This is a genomic window from Streptomyces sp. NPDC087859, from assembly GCF_044742595.1.
GTDB classification, from domain to species: Bacteria; Actinomycetota; Actinomycetes; order Streptomycetales; family Streptomycetaceae; genus Streptomyces; species Streptomyces canus_F.
The window spans coordinates 172653-188997 of sequence record NZ_JBIUUU010000012.1; the positions used below are offsets into that span (position 1 = coordinate 172653).

A 16345-nucleotide genomic window follows, 5' to 3' on the forward strand; every position below is an offset into this window, starting at 1 on the left:
TCGCGAGGTCCCCGGGAAGCGCCGTCCCTTGAGGCCGTGTGCTCAGGGTGCGTCGATGAGGATCCGGCCATCAGTGGGTACGAGCGCGGCGACGCCGCTTGCGTAAGCGGACTGCACACGGGACCGCTCGGTAGCGTTGGGTACGGCGTTGGTGCAGGCCGTGCCGGCGCTCGACCCCGACATCAGTTGTGAGCAGGGGCCGGGTTTGGTGTCCGGCAGGCCGAGGCTGTGACCCAGCTCGTGGGCGGCGATCCGCGTCTTGTCGTAGCCCTGGCTCACGGCCTGGCTACCGAGCTCGACGCGGACCTGACGGCCCGGGCGGACGGGGCCGAGGGTGGCCTGCGGCCAGCCCGTGGTGGCGACGATCACGATTTCGGCCCCGGTGCCGGAGGCCGCTTCCACCAGTTTGACGTTGCTGACGTTCGCGTTCCATGAGGCGACTCCGGCCGCGATCGCCGCCTCCCAGCCTGCGGCGCGGCTGTCGTCGTAGCGAAGGGTCACCACGGCCGCCTGTGCGGTGGGGTGTTCAGCCGCAGGGGCGGCAGTCGCGGCGCTCGCCATCGCGAGGGTGAGCGCAGCGGCGGAAGTTCCTGCCTTGAGCCATGTGCCGAGGGGCATTTCTGCTCCTTGTCCGTGGGGGGATTCCGGCCCCGGCGGGGCCGGGTACGCGAAGGAGCGGCACGAACGTCCGGTGGGGCCGGACGCCTCGTCGACCGCCCCTCCGGGGCCTTGCGATGGTATGCCCCACGAGCCCTGTAGGTCATGTACCTGCCATGCCAATTTTTGCGCCATCACCTCGCCCTGAAAGGGAAGTTGGGCGGCCACCCGCCAGACCCGAGATCCGACATCCCGCGGCTCCGACGGGGCGTCAAGTCGCCTGATGGCGCGGGCAGCGACCGGGAACCCGGTCCGCGCGACAGCCGGCGTCCTGGAGACCGCGACGGGACCGGACGCCGACAAGGAGGTCCAGCGAGCTGCACAAGGTCCTCGGCATGCCCGCTGACGACCCGGACGTGGCCACTATCAGAAACGGGCTCAACGCTGCGCTTCGCGAGCGGGAATCGGCACGGCCGACGGCTGCCACTCTCGCCTGAGCAATCCGAACACCCACGAGTCGGATACCTCGCCGTTCACGACGCAGTCTTCCCGCAACGTCCCTTCACGCACGAACCCGATCTTCTCCAGCACCCGGGCAGACGCCACGTTGCGCGTGTCGGCCTCGGCTTGGACCCGGTTCAAGTCCAGCGTGTCGAATGCCCACTGCAGCAGGGCGTGTGCCGCCTCCGTCGCGTAGCCATGGCCCCACATCGCCTCGGCGAGGCAGTAGCCCAACGACGCGCTGCGGTAGTCCGGGTTCCATCCGGTCAGAACGCACCAGCCTACGAAGGCCCCGTCAGAAGCACGGTCGATGGCGACCCGCACCCCGGTGCCTTCGTCCGCCATCGTCCGGCACATCGAGAGGAAACGCTCCGCGCGGGCCCGGTCGGTCCACGGCGGGGAGTCCCAGTAGCGCATCACGTAGGCGCTACTGTGCAGCGCGAACAGGGGCTCCGCGTCGGCGTCGGCGAAGGGGCGCAGTCGCAGGCGGGTGGTGTGGAGTATCGGGGTGGCCAACGTCATGCGCACCATCTTGTGTCCTCACGGAGCGTGCAGGACACCGAATATCCGAGCACGGTCCGGCCCTCACGACCACGGCACCACCTACCGGCAGATCGCGCATGCCATCAACCACGCACCGACAGCCCGGCCGGGCAGTTCATCATCGCTTCCTGGTCGGTTGCCGCCACCTTCAAGCGGCTGATTCAGTACGCGCGGGTGATCCTTAGGAGACGCCACCGTCCGCACCCTGCGCGCCAGGACCGCCGCAGCTGAACGGACCGCTTTCGCTCACCCGCAGTTCCGCGGCAACCTTCTGGTTCTCCTCCCCGCGCTCAAAGCGTGCCCCGGCCCGCGGCCTGAACCATCTTGATCACCAGGTTCACTGACCGCTGCTGTGCGGCGCTCGACATAGTCATCAGACGGACGTCCAGACGTCGGGCCCGCCGCTGCGCCACTCGATCAGCGAGGACCGGACGACGTCCATCTCGTCCCAGTCCTGCAGCCCGGCCTCCTGAACGAACGCGGCGATGTCGAGAACGCTGTAGGCGATGCCGACGAAGTGGTCATCGATCCGCACGCGTCGACCTCCGTCCGCGGCGGGCGGGTAGACGACGACGGGATGATCGGTAGCCATGAGGCCACCCTGCACGCCGAACGACTGAGACGCCTGGTGTAGTGCGCCAGCCGCGTGGCCGTCACACGCTGGCGCGGGTTCTCCGCTCCGATGCCGTTCGGCGAGGCTGTGAGGTGAGACCCGTGAGAAGCCGCTCGCGGCGACGGCGTCCGCGAAGGGCACAGGCAAATCTCCGTCGTATGTAGGGTGCGGAGGTGGCAAGGAGCGAGCGCATCGCGGATCAGCTGGACCGGCACTGGCACAAGAACCTGCGGCCGCGGTTGCACGGTCTTGCCGATGAGGAGTACTTCTGGGAGCCGGTGCGTGGCTGTTGGAGCATCCGCCCACGTGGCAGGTCGGCCGCACCGATGTCGGCAGGTTCGGGCGAATGGACGATGGACTCCGCGTCCCCTGCCCCGGTGCCGGCGCCGGTGACCACGATTGCCTGGCGGCTGGCGCACATCATCGTCTCCTGCCTGGGCTATCGGGTCGGGTGGCACTTCGGCGGCCAGGACGTCGACTCCCAGACATTCGCCTACGCGGGGACCGCTGACGAGGCGCTGAAGCAGCTCGATGAGATGTACGGGAGATGGAACGCGGGGGTCCGCAAGCTCTCGGACGCTGGCCTGGAGAATCCGCCCACGCTCGGTCCCGAGCGGTTTCCCATGGAGGGCATCGTCCTGCACGTCAACAGGGAGCTGATCCATCACGGCGCTGAGATTTCCCTGCTGCGCGACCTCTACCGCTGGCAGGCCTGAGCCGTACCGCGCCGAATACCGCCATGTCGACCAGGCGCTGATCGTGCCGCGGCACGGCCGGGACGATGGTCCGATCCTCCCGGCCGACAGTGCCCGCCACCTCGGCCGAATCGACTTCAGGGGCGGCAACACGAACGACGCGGCTCCTCCAGCTCCGGGCGATTATCAGCAACCGCGACTTCACCGGCTGCTGGCGCTAGGGGGCACCCAAAGGAAGTGGACACCCAGAGCCCGCAGCTCAGCCCTGCACAGCCTGGCCGATCTCCTGTGGGTCCAGGCCCGTGAGTTGCGCGATCCGCGCCTCGGGAATCCCGGACGTGAGCGCCCGGTGGACGAGGGACTGCCAGTCCTGGGTGGTGTCGCGGAAGTTGAGCAGCTCGGACTCCATGTCCGTGACGGATTGCGGTGCGCAGGCGTGCTCCACCCGCACCGTCTCCTCCTGCGTCAGGGGCACCGGCAGCCGCTCCGCGTCCTCGGGGATGAGCACCTCGGCTCCGGCCGGGACGATCCTGACGCATTCGGAGCTCGCAGGAACCCCGTGCGCATCAAGCCACCCCCGCACCGCGGGCGTCTCGATGCACTCCAGGTCGCCGACAGCGGCCAGGGCCGCGCCCAGACGCGGATGGCGCTCGGGGAGAACGAACAACAGAGCATCGTCGGCCATGGTCTTGGCACCCGCCTTCGCAACAAAGCATGAACACGAACGTGGTGCCAATACCCTCGGAAGGCACTTCGATCCCAGGGCATGGCCAACTCCCCCGCGCAGATGGCCAGAGCTGACGCCACCCGCTCGCTCCTGCCTCTCCGCGAACGTTGAGGTGCCGGGTGACGGCCTGCACCACACAGCCCAGGCCGTCACCCCCTACGCGCAATCTCGACTTCGCATCATGAGCAGTCAGGTGCGGTCACGCACCCTGAGCTGCTCGAATACGGCCTTGCCCAGCAGGCCTTGGAATAGGCTCAGTGCTCGCAGAGGGAGAATTCTCGTTCGTAGAGCTGTTCGTTGTGCTCGTCGACGAAGAACTTGCGTTCTTGCATGAGCTGGTCGCGGTACTCATGGGCCTGTTCGAGTGTCATGGTCGAGGAGTCGGACCAGGGCTGCTGCGGTGGCACATCAGATGTCGAGACGATCTTTTCTGACGGATCGACCAGGAAGAACACGAGAATCTTGCGATAGCCCGGGCGGGTTGGGTCCGTGAGGCGGAATGAACCGACGCGGTGTTGCAGGACGTTCGGGAAGGCAAGGCAGCGTCCTGCCGGGGTCGATGCCGATCCCAGTACCTGGTTCAGTGCGTCTTCGTCTTCCAGGCCGTAGACCTCACGCAATCCGTTGTCGTCGTTCTGCTCGTAGCTCGGGTCATCGAGTGCCGCCCGGAAACTCAGGTGGCTTTCGGTGATGTTCTCGCTGTCCCAGTAGTAGATGCCGGTTGAGACAATTCGCTCGTTCATCATCCCCTCGACATGCCAGGAACCGCCGGGGTACTCAGGCTTGTCCGGGGTCAGATGAATAGCGGCAATCTTGACGATGACCTGGAGTGAGCGGCCACGCAGGTCGACTCGCTCGGCCGCATCGGGCATCGCGGGCGGGGTGAACGCGGGGGCATCCGGGATGACCGGACGGCGGTCTTCCCACCAGGAATCGTGGGCTTCTTCCCATGCCTGGAGGGCTTCGGCGTAGGCCTCATCATCGCTGTAGGAGGACTTGTTCGGGTATTCCGGCTCCGAGTCGTACCATCCGTACGGATCGGCCTCGATCCGCAGCGGTCGCGGATGCCGCAGATCGGTCAGTACGTTCTCCCAGAGCGGGCGGAAGCGAGCGAACAAGTCTGGCAGCACGGAGACCAGTTCGCGATGCGTCTCGGGATGTACGTTGTTGACGTACGAACGGAAAGCGACTTCGCCCTCGTCGTCGACGTCCACGTCCGTCGGCAGCCACTGGAACTTCTCCGAGAACTCGTACTTCGAGTATCGGTCCGTCGGATTGCGCCAAGCCCGCTCGGGTGCACCGCTCACCTCTCTCACCAGGCAGAACAGGGAGGGGTGGACCAGATCCAGTACGAGGCCGTCAGATCCGGGATGCCAGTCCTGTTCTGCTTCGGGGACCTGCTCCAGAACCCGCACCGCCTCGCGCAGCCGCAATCTGAGCTTGTCGTCCACAAGGGTGTCCGACTGCCACACTCCATCGACGGTGGACACCTCGATGCCGGTCCGTGCGTCTCGCAGCGCGGCGTAATGCCGAAGTTCGGCCAGTACGTACTGCACCTGTGCCTCGGTGAGCCCCTGGGCGATCGCCTCTCGCGTCCATCTCGCGACGATGTCGGCGTCGTTCATCTTGTCGAACCACCGCGGCTTCGCCCGAATCTCGGAGCTGCACTCCATCATCTGAAGTTCCCGCAGTGTTCGGGGTGTCGCGAACGCTATGGACCGGGAAGCGTGAAAAGGCAGCGGAAAAGCAGACAGGTCAGTCAAGTCTCTGTGTCTTCCCAGTAGGTGAGTGGTGGCCAGAAGCCTACGTGCCGGTACTGACACAAGGAGATGTCCCAGGCGTCTGCAGCTGGGGCTGGAGCCGGAGCGTCAAACGACGGTGGCCGTCACTGGCCATGTCCCGCGATCCAACAGGTCGAGAACAAGCGCCGCGATGTTCCATGCGTCGTCCTCGCCTCGGTGATGGCGCCCCTCGAGCGGCAGTCCGGCGATCTGGAGAGCATGGTCCATACCGGGCTTCTTCCGCAGCCCGTACGCAGCGGCAAATACCGCCTTGGCGTTGGTGTGGGTGCGTTCCGTCGGATAGCCGAACGGGTAGGCCACCCCATCGGCTTGACTCTGTCGAGCGAATTGCCGACGGTCGTACTCGCCCCAGCTCGCCCAGGGGCGCTTCCCAGCCTCGTATTCCTCGACGAGGATCCGGCATGCCTCGGCGAAGGTGACGCCCCGTTCCACCTCAGCTTGCGTCAGTCCGGTCAGTTCGGTGCAGAAGTTGCTCACCGCCGACCGGACAGGGCGGACCAGGACACGGTGCCGGGACACACGGCGTCGTGCCGATACGTCCACGACGGTGAGACCGATCTCGATGATCTCGTTCACGGAGCCGGGCGGCGGCTGCCCGTCCCAGCAGGTGGCCTCCACGTCAATGACGTTCAGGAGCGACGATTCATGGGGCATGGAACCGAGAGTAAGGATGCGCGCCCGGTTCCGGCACCTCGATTTCCACCCGCCCACCCGTCACCGCCAACGCAACCTCGTGGCGGCCCCGCGCTCCCGCAACCTGCCGCGTTTCGCAGGCGGCATGCCCCGGATCCGTCCGGGGCAGCGGCCGTTGTGCGGTGACGCTCGCCCGTTCAGGGCCGTACGTCGACGAAGTCGCCGGCTGCCTTGGCGGGTCCGGTGGTGGCCGAGCCGGTGAAGTTCCACCGCCAGTAGCCGTCCTTGACCGCTTTGACGGTGGTGCGCAGGTTGCCCGTGCTGTTGGTGTTCACCGTGGCCACCGTGGCGTAGGTGCTGCTGCCTTTGGGGCGGAACTGCAGTTGCACCGCCCGGCCCGTATATCCCGCATACCTGTAGGTGTCCCAATTGGCCCGCACCAGCTTGCCGGTGACGGTGATCTGCGCACCCTTGGCGACCGGTTCCGGTGCCGCGTTGACTGTCAGCCGCGCAGCACGCTTGAGGGCGAACGACGCTACGCCGGGAGAGTAGACGGAATCGCCGTCGTTGGCGTCGACCAGTGAGTCCACCGACCAGGTTCCCGCGTTGGCGTTGGCCAGGTCCACCGGGTCGTCGCTGCCGGGAGCCAGGTGGGCGTTGACGGTGAACACCGTCGTGCAGTCCGTGGCGGTCTCGCAGAACGCGTCGGTGGTGTAGAAGCCGCCGTGAGGTCCCTTCAGGTCCACATCGACGAAGGAGAGCCCGGAGTCGTCCGATCCGGTGACCGTGACCGGGAACACCACGTCACGTGTGATCCCCACGATGACGTCATGCCCCGCGTTGATGACGGCACCGCTGACCACCGGTTCACTGCGTGAGGTATCGGGCGCGGCATCAGCCGAAGCGGCCGCCCCCACCGCCACTACGGCGACGGCTCCCACCACGGCTCCGCGCCGTGCTGCGCTCCGGATCGGCTTGCGCCACGAGGCGTGCGTGGCGCGGGCCGGCGAGGAGACCTCACGCTCCCCGGCTTGTCTCTCGCCCATCGGTGGGACGTAACGGCTCATGAATCCTCCACGGGCAGCGCACCATGCTCCCAACCACGCACCGAACGAGGGCAGTTGGCGGCAGGTACAGCGGGATGGCGTATGTCGCCTTCTACGACTACCGAACCGGCCCGATCGTTGCCCTGGATCGGAAACCGTGCTCCGCCGTGTCTGCGCCGACAGACGCCATCCGTACGCGCAAGGCGAGCCGGGCGGAGCCCGCATACGGCTCGGCAGGGCGGTCTGATGCTGCGGAACCCGGCGGCGGAGTGTCCGATTATCACCGCTCCGCCGTAAATGCATGGACTGAGAACCTTGTTCGACGGGACACTTGCCCGCTTCCTCACCCCCGGGAGTGTGATGGGCACCTCTGACACGTACGGCTCCGCTCCGCGCAAGAGCGCGGTCCTGCTGGCGCTGCGCCACTACAACCGTGAACTCCTGCGCCTACGGTGGCTGGCGCTGCCCGCGCTGCTGCTTCCGGCCCTGGGCAACATCGGCATCCGCTACATCGCCCCCTTGCTGATCGCCAAGCTGGCGGGGCAGGCCGCCTCGGACGGCGGCCTCACCCTCGACTCCGCGTCGCCGTACGTGCTGGGCTTCGGGGTGACACTGCTGCTCTCCGAGGCTGTGTGGCGGGTCGGGCAGCACTGTCTCAACCGGGTGGCGGCGCTCGGTATGGAGCACCTGTACGTCGACGGCATGGACGAACTCCTGGCCAAGGACGCGGCATTCTTCCACGACAACTTTGCCGGCTCTCTCACCAAGCGGGTCCTGAGCTACGGCAAGCGATTCGAGGACTTCATCGACACGATGACGTACCGAATCGTCGGCAGTCTCGTGCCGTTGCTGTTCGGTGCGGCGGTGCTGTGGACCTACTCGCCGATGCTGGTCGCCGGTCTGCTCGTGATGATGGCGCTGACCCTGGTGGCCGCGACCCCGCTGATCCGTCGCCGGCAACGGCTGGTCAACGAACGGGAGGCGGCGATCGCCCGTGTCTCCGGCCATGTCGCCGACAGCCTCATGAACATGGAGACCATCCGGGCCTTCGCGGCCGAACGGCGGGAAGGCGCCGAGCACCGAAGCCGGGTCGCGGAGTCCCGACGGCTGACGCTGAGGTCGTGGGACTACGGCAACCTGCGCGTCGACACCGTGATCGCGCCGCTGTCCGTCGCCACCAATGTGCTGGGGCTGGTGATAGCGATCGCCTTCGGCGGTCCGGGGCTGGGGGTGGAGGGAGTTGTCGTCGCCTTCACCTACTACTCCCAGGCGACCGAGATCATGTTCGAGTTCAATCAGATCTACCGGCGCCTGGAAAGCTCGATGACCGAGGCGGCGCAGTTCACGGAGCTGCTGCTGGATCCGCCCACCGTGCTCGACCCGCCGACGCCGGAGCCGCTCGCGCCGCGTGACTCCGGTGTCCGCTTCGACAAGGTCACGTTCGCCCACGCGGGCGCGGCACCGATCTTCGAAGGGCTCGACCTGGACGTGGCGGCGGGTGCGCGGATCGGGCTGGTCGGCCGGTCCGGCGGCGGCAAGACCACCCTGACGCGTCTCCTGCTGCGGATGTCGGACGTCGACGGCGGACGCATCCTGATCGGTGGCCAGGACATCAGCCGCCTGCGGCAGAGTGATCTGCGGTCGCTGATCGCCTACGTCCCGCAGGAACCCGCCATGTTCCACCGCCCGCTGCGGGACAACATCGCCTTCGCCCGGCCCGGCGCGTCGGACGAGGAGATCCTCGCGGCAGCCGAGGCGGCGCACGTCACGGAATTCGCCGAGCAGCTCCCCGACGGTTTCAGGACGCTGGTGGGCGAGCGAGGCGTGAAGCTCTCGGGCGGCCAGCGCCAGCGCGTGGCCCTGGCCCGCGCCATCCTGCGGGACGCACCGGTCCTGCTGCTCGACGAAGCGACCAGTGCCCTGGACTCGGAGAGCGAGATCCTCGTCCAGGACGCGCTGTGGCGGCTGATGAAGGGGCGCACCGCGCTCGTGGTCGCCCACCGGCTGAGCACCGTCGCGGGCATGGACCGTCTCGTCGTGCTGGACCGCGGGAGGGTGATCGAACAGGGCTCCCACGAAGAACTGCTCACAGCACAGGGCGCCTACGCCAGGCTCTGGCAACACCAGTCGGGCGGCTTCCTCGGCGAGAGCGACCAACACAACTCCACCGGCCCGGACCAGGCCACCGGCCCAACGCCGCACGCCGGCCCTACGCTGCCGTCGCCGACGGGGGCCAAGACCGCGTGAACAGCGCTGTTCCTGGTCAGGGCGCATCTGGGCGAGGGGGTCCCCGCTGCCCGGATGCCCCGGTGGTCGAATCCGGCGCCCTGGAGACGGTTCACGACCGTCATCACAGGTGGTCGGCGGACGGCACGCGGGAGAGAATCCTGCGGGCCGTCCACGCAGACGCCTACCGAAGGCCGGTTCGACCGGAGCATGGTCAGCGTCGATTCCACGACCTGCCGCCCCCATCAGCACGCGGCTGGTGCCTCCACTCGTGCCCCCACGGGCTGTTGGACGACCGCGCACCCGGCCCGCCCGCGTCAGAGGCGATAAGGCGTACTCGTCACGCAACCCTGCGTTCAGAGGTCCGTTGCGCCCGGATAGTGGCGACGAAGTTCGCTGAGTACGCGCTCGTCGACAGCCCTGACCTCCCACAACGAGCTGTCCACTTCGGTCAGGACGACCGTGACCCTGCCCTCGGCGGATCCACGTGCTTCGGCGTCGATCAGCTGGAGGAAGGGGGTCGTCAGCGACAACAGCGTCAACGTGTCCATGCCGGCGTCGGCGGACCGTCTCTCCATCTCGGCACAGCGAGGATCGACGAGCTCGTCGAATTCGACGCGCCACGTCAGGTCCAGGCCGAAGCTGCCGAGGCGGACCAGTAGCTCAGCCAGGGTGACGTAGTGCTTCCCGTGCCAGGCGGGAAACGTGATCCCCTTCATGCCCGCCTCCGCTTCGAACGTATCGCGCGACAAGCGACCCCCTTCGTCCAGCAGCGAACACTAGGCCAGGGCGCCCTGACCAGCTCAACACGGCGTGTCGGGGTGCCGCTGTTGGCCAGCCACTTCCCAGCTGAGGTCGTCCAGTTGGCAGAACGTCGGGAAGGCAGAGGTGACGTCAGGACCGGCCCTGGGGTGCGACCCGCCGGTGATGGTGCGGTGACGCTTGGTCGGTCACGTGCGGTCGTGGAGTGTGACCTGGTAGCCGTCGGGGTCGGCGAAGGTGAAGGTCCGGCCGAAGGGGCCGTCGATCGGCGCGGAGGCGATGGTGTGGCCGTCGGCGACGAGCGCGTCGTGGATGGCCTGGACGTCGGTGGCGTGGAGCCAGATCGCGGCACCGATGCCGGGCTGCGCGACGGATGCGAGGTCGGTGCCGGGAATGACGTCGCGCAGGGCGAACGCGATCGGCTTCGTCTCGAAGACGACGGCGTGCGGAGGTCCGGCCGGCGAGCGGACGAGTCCCAGGTACTGCTCGTAGAACGCCTGCGAAGTGTCGAGGTCGCGCACTTGGAGCGATATGAAGTCGGGGCCGGTAGCGGGCATGATGACGCTCCTTCTCTGCATGTCAGTTTTCTGACACGCATGAACGTATGTCAGAATACTGACATGAGTCAAGAAGGTGTCGGCGTCGACCTGGAGACGTCACTGGGCTACCTGCTCAAAGAAGCCTCGAGCGCCCTCCGCGCGGCCATGGAGGAAGTGCTGCGGCCGCTCGGGATGAGCGTGACGCACTACTCCTGCCTGGAGCTGCTGGCGCAGCGACCGGGCTTGTCGAACTCCGAGCTCGCGCGGGGCGCGTTCGTGACACGGCAGACGATGAACGTGCTGCTCCAGGCTTTGGAACGCGACGGCTACGTGACCAGACCTGCGGAGGCAGCCGTCGGGAAGGTCCTTCCCACACGGCTCACGCCTCGCGGCCGGCGAAGCCTCGAAAAGGCGAGCGCGGCCGTCCGGTCCGTCGAGGCCAGAATGCAGGCCGGCCTGACCGAGACCGAGCAGTCAGAGGCCTTCCGAATCCTGCAGAGCATGATCCATTCTCTGCGCGGGGACAGCGAGGGGGGATAGCTCACGAGGTGGTCGATGTATCAGGTCTCCGTGCTGTCGCCGGTCGGGTAGCCGATCTCGGCCGTGTCCTTTGCCAGAGCATCCAAAGCCACCTCCGGATTCAGGGCCACAACCACCTCGCTCGTGAGAGGACGTAGTGCAAACACGTGCTGAATGGCCGCGAGGGGCACCGGGATTTCGTAGTAGTCCTCGGCGAAACGCTGGAATGTCTCCGGAGAGCGGTCGGTAAGGAGTCGGAACAGATACTCGGAGCCATCCGGATCTGCGGCACCGTCGTCGGGAAACTCGATCGTGCCCGCCGTCCAAGCTCCATCGCCCCGTTCGCGCCACGCACAGGCGGTCACGGCCGGCATTCCGTCCTCGTCTGCGAACGCGGGCTCTTCGACGCAGGACCGGAAGACGTCCGGGACGTCGTCCAGGACGCCGGGCCACGGCCCGTCATTGGCGTAGGGGCTCATGGGCGACTCGTGGGCGAAGCCGCGGATGTAGGCGCCGGCGTCCGAGAAGACGATGGAGTACTCGTCGCCCGATCCGTTGCGCATCGAGGCCATCTCCTCTCCGGCGGACCAATGCGCGTCGAAGGAGTAGTGCCGGTCGGCCCATTCCGGGCTGAGTATCGCTTCCAGCATCGCCATCGAACGGCAGTGACCGCGAAGCGCGGAAATCTCGGGCAGTCGCCGGGCCACACGGTGAATGGTCATGTCTCCATCCAACATCACGGGTCTGACAGGTGGGATGCGGCGGCGTACCTCTCGACTTGTCCTGCCCGGATCTGGCTCGAGTGCGGCCCCATGGGTGTCGGCGGTCGGTGTCAGCGGACGTCGAGGTCCCGGCAGGTGTGTCCGTCGGGCAGCAGGGGCCGGAAGGACACCGCGTAGAGGCTGCCACCACTGGTCCAGCGGCTGTCCTGACGTGCGTCTCGGGCGAGGCGCTGAACCTGTGTCAGCGCCTCGTCGGTCAGGACGGTGCACCTTCCCTCACGGGTCCAGGTGCCGTCGGAGAGCGGGCGCAGGGGCCACGGCGTGACCGAGGCCGATCCCGCGCTCACCCCGCTTGTGGCCAGCACCGCCGGCGCTGTCGGCCGGAACTCACGTGCCCCACGGGGAGCGTCCGGGAGGCGGTCGACGTACTCCAGGAGCTCCCGCCGCGAGCCTGTCCCACCCGCCTCGGGAGCGGCGATCCGAGTGGTCCGCAAACCCTCCGTCGTCCGCAGTGTCACGCGCAGCAGTGAGGCGTCGGTGCTGCCGGAGTCCTCGTAGCCACGGGCCCGGCCGAGGCCCGCTACCCGGGCATCCGCCATGACCTGCTCGTACTGGCGGCCTGAGAGAGGGAATTCGCGGGCCGTCTGCAGTGCTCCGGCGGGATCTCCGGGGACGATGACCCGCCCTCCGCCATAGAGCGAGAAGCCCGGCAGCGGGCGCAGCGCCCTCTCGCGATGCCAACTGCCCGCCGCACGCCACGGATGTTCCGGCGAGCAGTACGGCGGTCACGACAGCGGTCACGGCGGGGGCACGCAGAGAGCTCCGACGAGTGTTGGCAGGTGGGGGTTCCCGCCGGGGCCGGACACTGCCGCCCCGGCGGGAAACCGGACGTGACCGGACGTAGCGCGATGGAGCTGAGCGCGGTTACGGCTACACCTCGCCCGCGGCGTCTTCTGGTAGGTGCTCAAGTGCCGGAGGCCGGTATCCGGAGATGAGTGCTGAGCGGAGGCCGGTCAGTCGCGGCCGCCTTCGTGCCGTCGACTCCGGCAGGGCTTGCCGGAGCCGGAACGTCTTGCGTCACCGAAGGCGAAGGCATCCATCACCGGGGTTCCGCCCCCGCTCCCGGCTAGTGGATGGTCGTACAGCGCCGGCGGATGCCGCCCCTGGAGTTGAGCCCGACTGGCTGACTCCGGCCGTCCACGGAACGTACCGGCCTCCTTGCCCACGGAGTTCGTTGCCCTGACAGATGTCAGGACGGCAAGCGGCGCGTTGTCGCGTACGTTGCTCTCGGTCCGCAGGTCAACCGAGGGCCGGGACGACGAGCCGCATCGGGGGAAGTGGTTGTTGATGAAGCGCGTGGGCGCTGCCGCGCTCGTCGTGATGGCGGCTTTGGGCGTTGTCACGGCGGGGTGCGGCCCGCAGGAACAGGACGCGAGGCCCTCCGGGACGGATCGGGGGACCTCGGCCGCAAGCACGCACCCGCGAGAGCTGACGGACGCCGAGCAGCTGCGTATCGCTGATGCCCAACAGCGGTTGATCAAACGCTGCATGGCGCGTAAGGGTTTCGACTTCTGGGAGGCGGAGCGGCTGAGCCTCGAGGAGAGCCGCACGCTCGGCTGGGTCACCGACGATGTCCCCTGGGCGAACAAGCACGGCTACGGCAGCCGCATAGACGCCAAGCACGAACGCGCCAAGCTGACCAACAGGAACGTCGCCTACCGCGCCGGCCTCTCCGGTGAACGGCGTGCGGCCTACGACAAGGCCTTGGACGAAGGCACCGCTGCCCCGGTCATCACGGCCGAGGTGCCCACCGGCGGGACTGTCCGCAAGCGAGTGGGCGGCTGCGTGGCAGAGGCGGAAAGACACCTCTACGGCGACCGGGTGGCCTGGTTCCGTGCCGAGAAGACGGTGATGGGTCTGCAACCCCTTTACGTCCCCCAGGTGATGGCCGACAAGCGATTCGCTGCGGCGCTGGCTTCCTGGTCCCGGTGCATGGCGCGTTCCGGGCACACGTATCGCACTCCCCAAGAGGCCCGTCAGGCAGCCGTCGAGCAAGGCCTGAAGGCAGGCCCCGGCGAGGCATTCGAGGCAGAGCGGAAGCTCGCCGTCGCCGATGCGACGTGCGCCAAGAACACCTCGCTGCGGTCTATCGGAAACGAACGCGAGAGTCATTACGTCAACCAGCTTCGCGACCGCTACGGCAGCGACCTCGACACCTATGCGCGCCTCCAGCTCCAGGCGCTCGCCCGCGCCACGAAGGTCGTCGAACCGCGCACGTGAGAGCTCCGTTCAGGGCCTCCCGTGACGACGGCGCACGGTCGCGACACCATGTCCATGGTCACCGCCGTGGATCAGCACACCTCCCACGAGACAGACAACAGGAGTACACATGCGCAAGCTGACCACGGCCATTGCGGCCACAGGCCTGATGGCTCTCGGTCTCGCCGTCCCCACGTCCGCCCATGCGGCGCAACAGGGCCAGTACTGCGATGCGGAGTGGGGCAGCCACGGCCGCGACGGCAACGTCCGCGCCTGGAACGGGTTCGACTGCACGGGCACGCTCCTGGGCGTCACCCCCGGCAACGACCCCGACTGGAGCGACAGTTCGGGCCCCTTCCAGGGCAACGACTGGAGCCAGCCCAAGTCCGTCGCGAACAACGGCACGATCGGCGGCAACGACGTCGTCGCCTTCTACCTGGCGCTCAACTACGCCGCCGAGCACGGGTACGTCTGCCTCTCACCGTACGAGCTGTATGCAGACGACGTGACCGACAACAGGTACACCAGCGGCAGCGTGCCCGACCGCATCTCCTCCCATCGGTGGGTGCAGAGCACCGGGTGCGCCGCGAACAGCTGGCTCACCTGACCGAGCTCGCTCCGGCATCCCTCCATCGGAAGGACGCTGGCGCGACTGCGAGCCGGCCCCGCCACGTCCACAGATGAACCCGCGGGCCATCGAACTGCGTCTGGCAGTTCGATGGCCCCCTCATGTTTGACGGGCCCGCCGACGGCGGGGGATCACTGTGCCTTTGCGGGAAGCTCCCCTGACTCTGGTCCCACCGCAGCCGGGGCAGGTTCAGCTGGCGGCACGGTGTCGCGGGCCGCGCGCAGCCGGCCCATGCACCCTCCGTGGCGCGATGCCTGGTCAGCCGGTGTCCGGCAGGCCATCGAGCGACCGGAGTCGAGGCGGCCGCTGATCATGGGCCGTCGTTACGACGGCGGTTTTCCCCGCGGCTGGGCGGCCTGCAGATCGGCGAGCAGTTCGGCCTGGCCGGCGAGTACGCCGGAGAGGATGGTGCGGGCGACACGGAGCAGTTCGGCGATGTGCGGGCTGGTCAGTGAGTAGTACACGGCCGAGCCCTCCTTGCGGGTCACCACCAGGTTCGCCCGGCGCAACACCGCGAGCTGCTGGGACAGATGGGCCGCCTCGATCCCCACCTCAGGCAGCATCTCCGCGACCGCGTGCTCGCGCTCGCTCAGCAGTTCCAGGACCCGGATGCGCGCGGGGTGGCCGAGGGTCTTGAAGAACTCAGCCTTCAGTTGGTACAGCGGCGTACTCACCGTGCCGTCCCCTCTCCGGCCGATCCGTACGGTCCTGCCGGCCCGTCCTCGGCGCATCGTGTCCACCCACTCGTCGAACCCATGCGGGCCATCCTCGCCTGCGGCGGCGGCCACGCCGAATCCGTGCGGGAGAACCGAACCGCCTGAAGCGGCGGTGCCAACGTCATTAATTGCTAATATGAGCAACTCTATACGGTGTGGTGAGGCGGCTTGCATGAGAGTCGCTCCACCGCGTGGCGGGTCGGTCGCCCGGTTGAAATGCCCTGACTGCCGCCTCGGAGCCGTCGGCAAGGCCAGCGTCGGACCGCGACCGGCACTGACCTGACCTCGCCGCGCAGTTGCGAACCGCCTGGCCCCGGAGGCCGTCTGTCTGGTCGTCCCGGTGCGGGGCAGCGACGGCGCCATCGCCCCGGCCGGACCCAGCGGGCTCATTCGCCGGCGTCGACGGCCGGCGGCCATCCTGTCGTGCGCCACTCGTGGCGGCCTTCCGGTCGCTCGCCGTGGCGTGTGCTGTGGGCTGCGAGTGCGTGCGGCAGGTCGGCGTGGACGGGGATGGGCGGGCTCCCGCTGTCGGGGACGAGAAGGCCGTGGGCGGGGATCGCGGCCAGTTCCAGGCTCCGTCCCGCTGCGGTGAGGTGCTGGGCGGCCTCAGTAATCGCCAGCTGTCCCTCGGTCGACCAGCCGCGCAGTCCGGTCAGATCGACGATGACCGGACCGCTCCCGCGTCCCACCACCCAGCCGATGGCACCACTGAAGCGGCGGACGGCATCCGGGCCCAGGAATCCGGCGACGGACAGGATGCCGAGGTCCTGCTCGACGGTGTAGCGCCACTCGATGGTCATGGTCGTGAACGTCCTTC

At 67.8% G+C, this 16345-nt stretch carries 18 protein-coding genes and 1 pseudogene; 6 read left to right on the forward strand and 13 right to left on the reverse strand.

Annotated features, from left to right (window positions below; translation table 11 throughout):
* Window positions 1–42 precede the first annotated feature (42 nt).
* The 3 genes from ACIOHP_RS29225 to ACIOHP_RS29235 all read right to left on the reverse strand — a co-directional run bounded on the left by ACIOHP_RS29225 (window position 43) and on the right by ACIOHP_RS29235 (window position 2233).
* A complete protein-coding gene (locus tag ACIOHP_RS29225; protein WP_307035660.1) occupies window positions 43–618 on the reverse strand; it encodes a snapalysin family zinc-dependent metalloprotease in 576 nt (191 codons plus the stop codon).
* A gap of 417 nt (window positions 619–1035) precedes the next feature.
* The gene (locus tag ACIOHP_RS29230) at window positions 1036–1620 is read right to left on the reverse strand and encodes a GNAT family N-acetyltransferase (protein WP_401892110.1); all 585 of its coding nucleotides are present in this window, start codon (window positions 1618–1620) and stop codon (window positions 1036–1038) included.
* Window positions 1621–2014: 394 nt separating this feature from the next.
* The gene (locus ACIOHP_RS29235) at window positions 2015–2233 is read right to left on the reverse strand and encodes a hypothetical protein (RefSeq protein WP_401892112.1); all 219 of its coding nucleotides are present in this window, start codon (window positions 2231–2233) and stop codon (window positions 2015–2017) included.
* Between the two features lie 194 nt (window positions 2234–2427).
* On the opposite strand from ACIOHP_RS29235, the gene ACIOHP_RS29240 reads away from it, so the two are divergent.
* Entirely contained in the window at window positions 2428–2970 is a 543-nt protein-coding gene (locus ACIOHP_RS29240) for a DinB family protein (protein ID WP_401892114.1), read from the forward strand.
* 238 nt (window positions 2971–3208) lie between these two features.
* Here the strand turns inward: ACIOHP_RS29240 and ACIOHP_RS29245 are convergent, their stop codons facing one another.
* The 4 genes from ACIOHP_RS29245 to ACIOHP_RS29260 all read right to left on the reverse strand — a co-directional run bounded on the left by ACIOHP_RS29245 (window position 3209) and on the right by ACIOHP_RS29260 (window position 7178).
* Window positions 3209–3634 (reverse strand): DUF6003 family protein, encoded by a 426-nt coding sequence (locus tag ACIOHP_RS29245; protein WP_401892115.1) that lies wholly within the window; start codon window positions 3632–3634, stop codon window positions 3209–3211.
* A 296-nt stretch (window positions 3635–3930) separates the two neighbouring features.
* On the reverse strand, window positions 3931–5439 hold the full coding sequence (locus ACIOHP_RS29250) for a DUF4246 domain-containing protein (protein ID WP_401892116.1): 1509 nt from the start codon (window positions 5437–5439) through the stop codon (window positions 3931–3933).
* A gap of 105 nt (window positions 5440–5544) precedes the next feature.
* Window positions 5545–6132, reverse strand: coding sequence for a 3'-5' exonuclease (locus ACIOHP_RS29255; protein ID WP_361552262.1), 588 nt, complete (start codon window positions 6130–6132; stop codon window positions 5545–5547).
* A 176-nt stretch (window positions 6133–6308) separates the two neighbouring features.
* On the reverse strand, window positions 6309–7178 hold the full coding sequence (locus ACIOHP_RS29260) for a calcium-binding protein (protein ID WP_401892118.1): 870 nt from the start codon (window positions 7176–7178) through the stop codon (window positions 6309–6311).
* A gap of 339 nt (window positions 7179–7517) precedes the next feature.
* Here ACIOHP_RS29260 and ACIOHP_RS29265 point away from each other — a divergent pair, with 339 nt between their 5' ends.
* Both ACIOHP_RS29265 and ACIOHP_RS29270 read left to right on the forward strand, forming a co-directional pair.
* The gene (locus tag ACIOHP_RS29265; RefSeq protein ID WP_401892120.1) at window positions 7518–9404 is read left to right on the forward strand and encodes an ABC transporter ATP-binding protein; all 1887 of its coding nucleotides are present in this window, start codon (window positions 7518–7520) and stop codon (window positions 9402–9404) included.
* Window positions 9405–9496: 92 nt separating this feature from the next.
* Window positions 9497–9662, forward strand: a pseudogene (locus ACIOHP_RS29270) (IS5/IS1182 family transposase); the annotation flags it as partial.
* Window positions 9663–9739: 77 nt separating this feature from the next.
* On the opposite strand, the gene ACIOHP_RS29275 reads toward ACIOHP_RS29270, so the two are convergent.
* Window positions 9740–10135, reverse strand: a complete 396-nt coding sequence (locus ACIOHP_RS29275; RefSeq protein WP_401892122.1) for a hypothetical protein — start codon at window positions 10133–10135, stop codon at window positions 9740–9742.
* A gap of 198 nt (window positions 10136–10333) precedes the next feature.
* Window positions 10334–10702 (reverse strand): VOC family protein, encoded by a 369-nt coding sequence (locus ACIOHP_RS29280; RefSeq protein WP_361552250.1) that lies wholly within the window; start codon window positions 10700–10702, stop codon window positions 10334–10336.
* A 63-nt stretch (window positions 10703–10765) separates the two neighbouring features.
* Here ACIOHP_RS29280 and ACIOHP_RS29285 point away from each other — a divergent pair, with 63 nt between their 5' ends.
* A complete protein-coding gene (locus tag ACIOHP_RS29285; protein WP_401892123.1) occupies window positions 10766–11224 on the forward strand; it encodes a MarR family winged helix-turn-helix transcriptional regulator in 459 nt (152 codons plus the stop codon).
* Between the two features lie 20 nt (window positions 11225–11244).
* On the opposite strand, the gene ACIOHP_RS29290 is transcribed toward ACIOHP_RS29285, so the two are convergent.
* Together ACIOHP_RS29290 and ACIOHP_RS29295 are read right to left on the reverse strand one after the other, a co-directional pair.
* The gene (locus tag ACIOHP_RS29290; RefSeq protein WP_401892124.1) at window positions 11245–11925 is read right to left on the reverse strand and encodes a hypothetical protein; all 681 of its coding nucleotides are present in this window, start codon (window positions 11923–11925) and stop codon (window positions 11245–11247) included.
* A gap of 110 nt (window positions 11926–12035) precedes the next feature.
* On the reverse strand, window positions 12036–12524 hold the full coding sequence (locus ACIOHP_RS29295) for a hypothetical protein (protein WP_401892126.1): 489 nt from the start codon (window positions 12522–12524) through the stop codon (window positions 12036–12038).
* Window positions 12525–13272: 748 nt separating this feature from the next.
* Here ACIOHP_RS29295 and ACIOHP_RS29300 point away from each other — a divergent pair.
* Together ACIOHP_RS29300 and ACIOHP_RS29305 are read left to right on the forward strand one after the other, a co-directional pair.
* On the forward strand, window positions 13273–14205 hold the full coding sequence (locus ACIOHP_RS29300) for a hypothetical protein (protein WP_361552241.1): 933 nt from the start codon (window positions 13273–13275) through the stop codon (window positions 14203–14205).
* Window positions 14206–14314: 109 nt separating this feature from the next.
* A complete protein-coding gene (locus ACIOHP_RS29305; protein ID WP_361552238.1) occupies window positions 14315–14791 on the forward strand; it encodes a hypothetical protein in 477 nt (158 codons plus the stop codon).
* 344 nt (window positions 14792–15135) lie between these two features.
* Here the strand turns inward: ACIOHP_RS29305 and ACIOHP_RS29310 are convergent, their stop codons facing one another.
* Window positions 15136–15486: a metalloregulator ArsR/SmtB family transcription factor gene (locus tag ACIOHP_RS29310; protein ID WP_361552327.1), complete on the reverse strand. Its 351-nt coding sequence runs from the start codon at window positions 15484–15486 to the stop codon at window positions 15136–15138.
* Between the two features lie 428 nt (window positions 15487–15914).
* Entirely contained in the window at window positions 15915–16328 is a 414-nt protein-coding gene (locus ACIOHP_RS29315; RefSeq protein WP_401892127.1) for an anti-sigma factor antagonist, read from the reverse strand.
* Window positions 16329–16345: the final 17 nt, after the last annotated feature.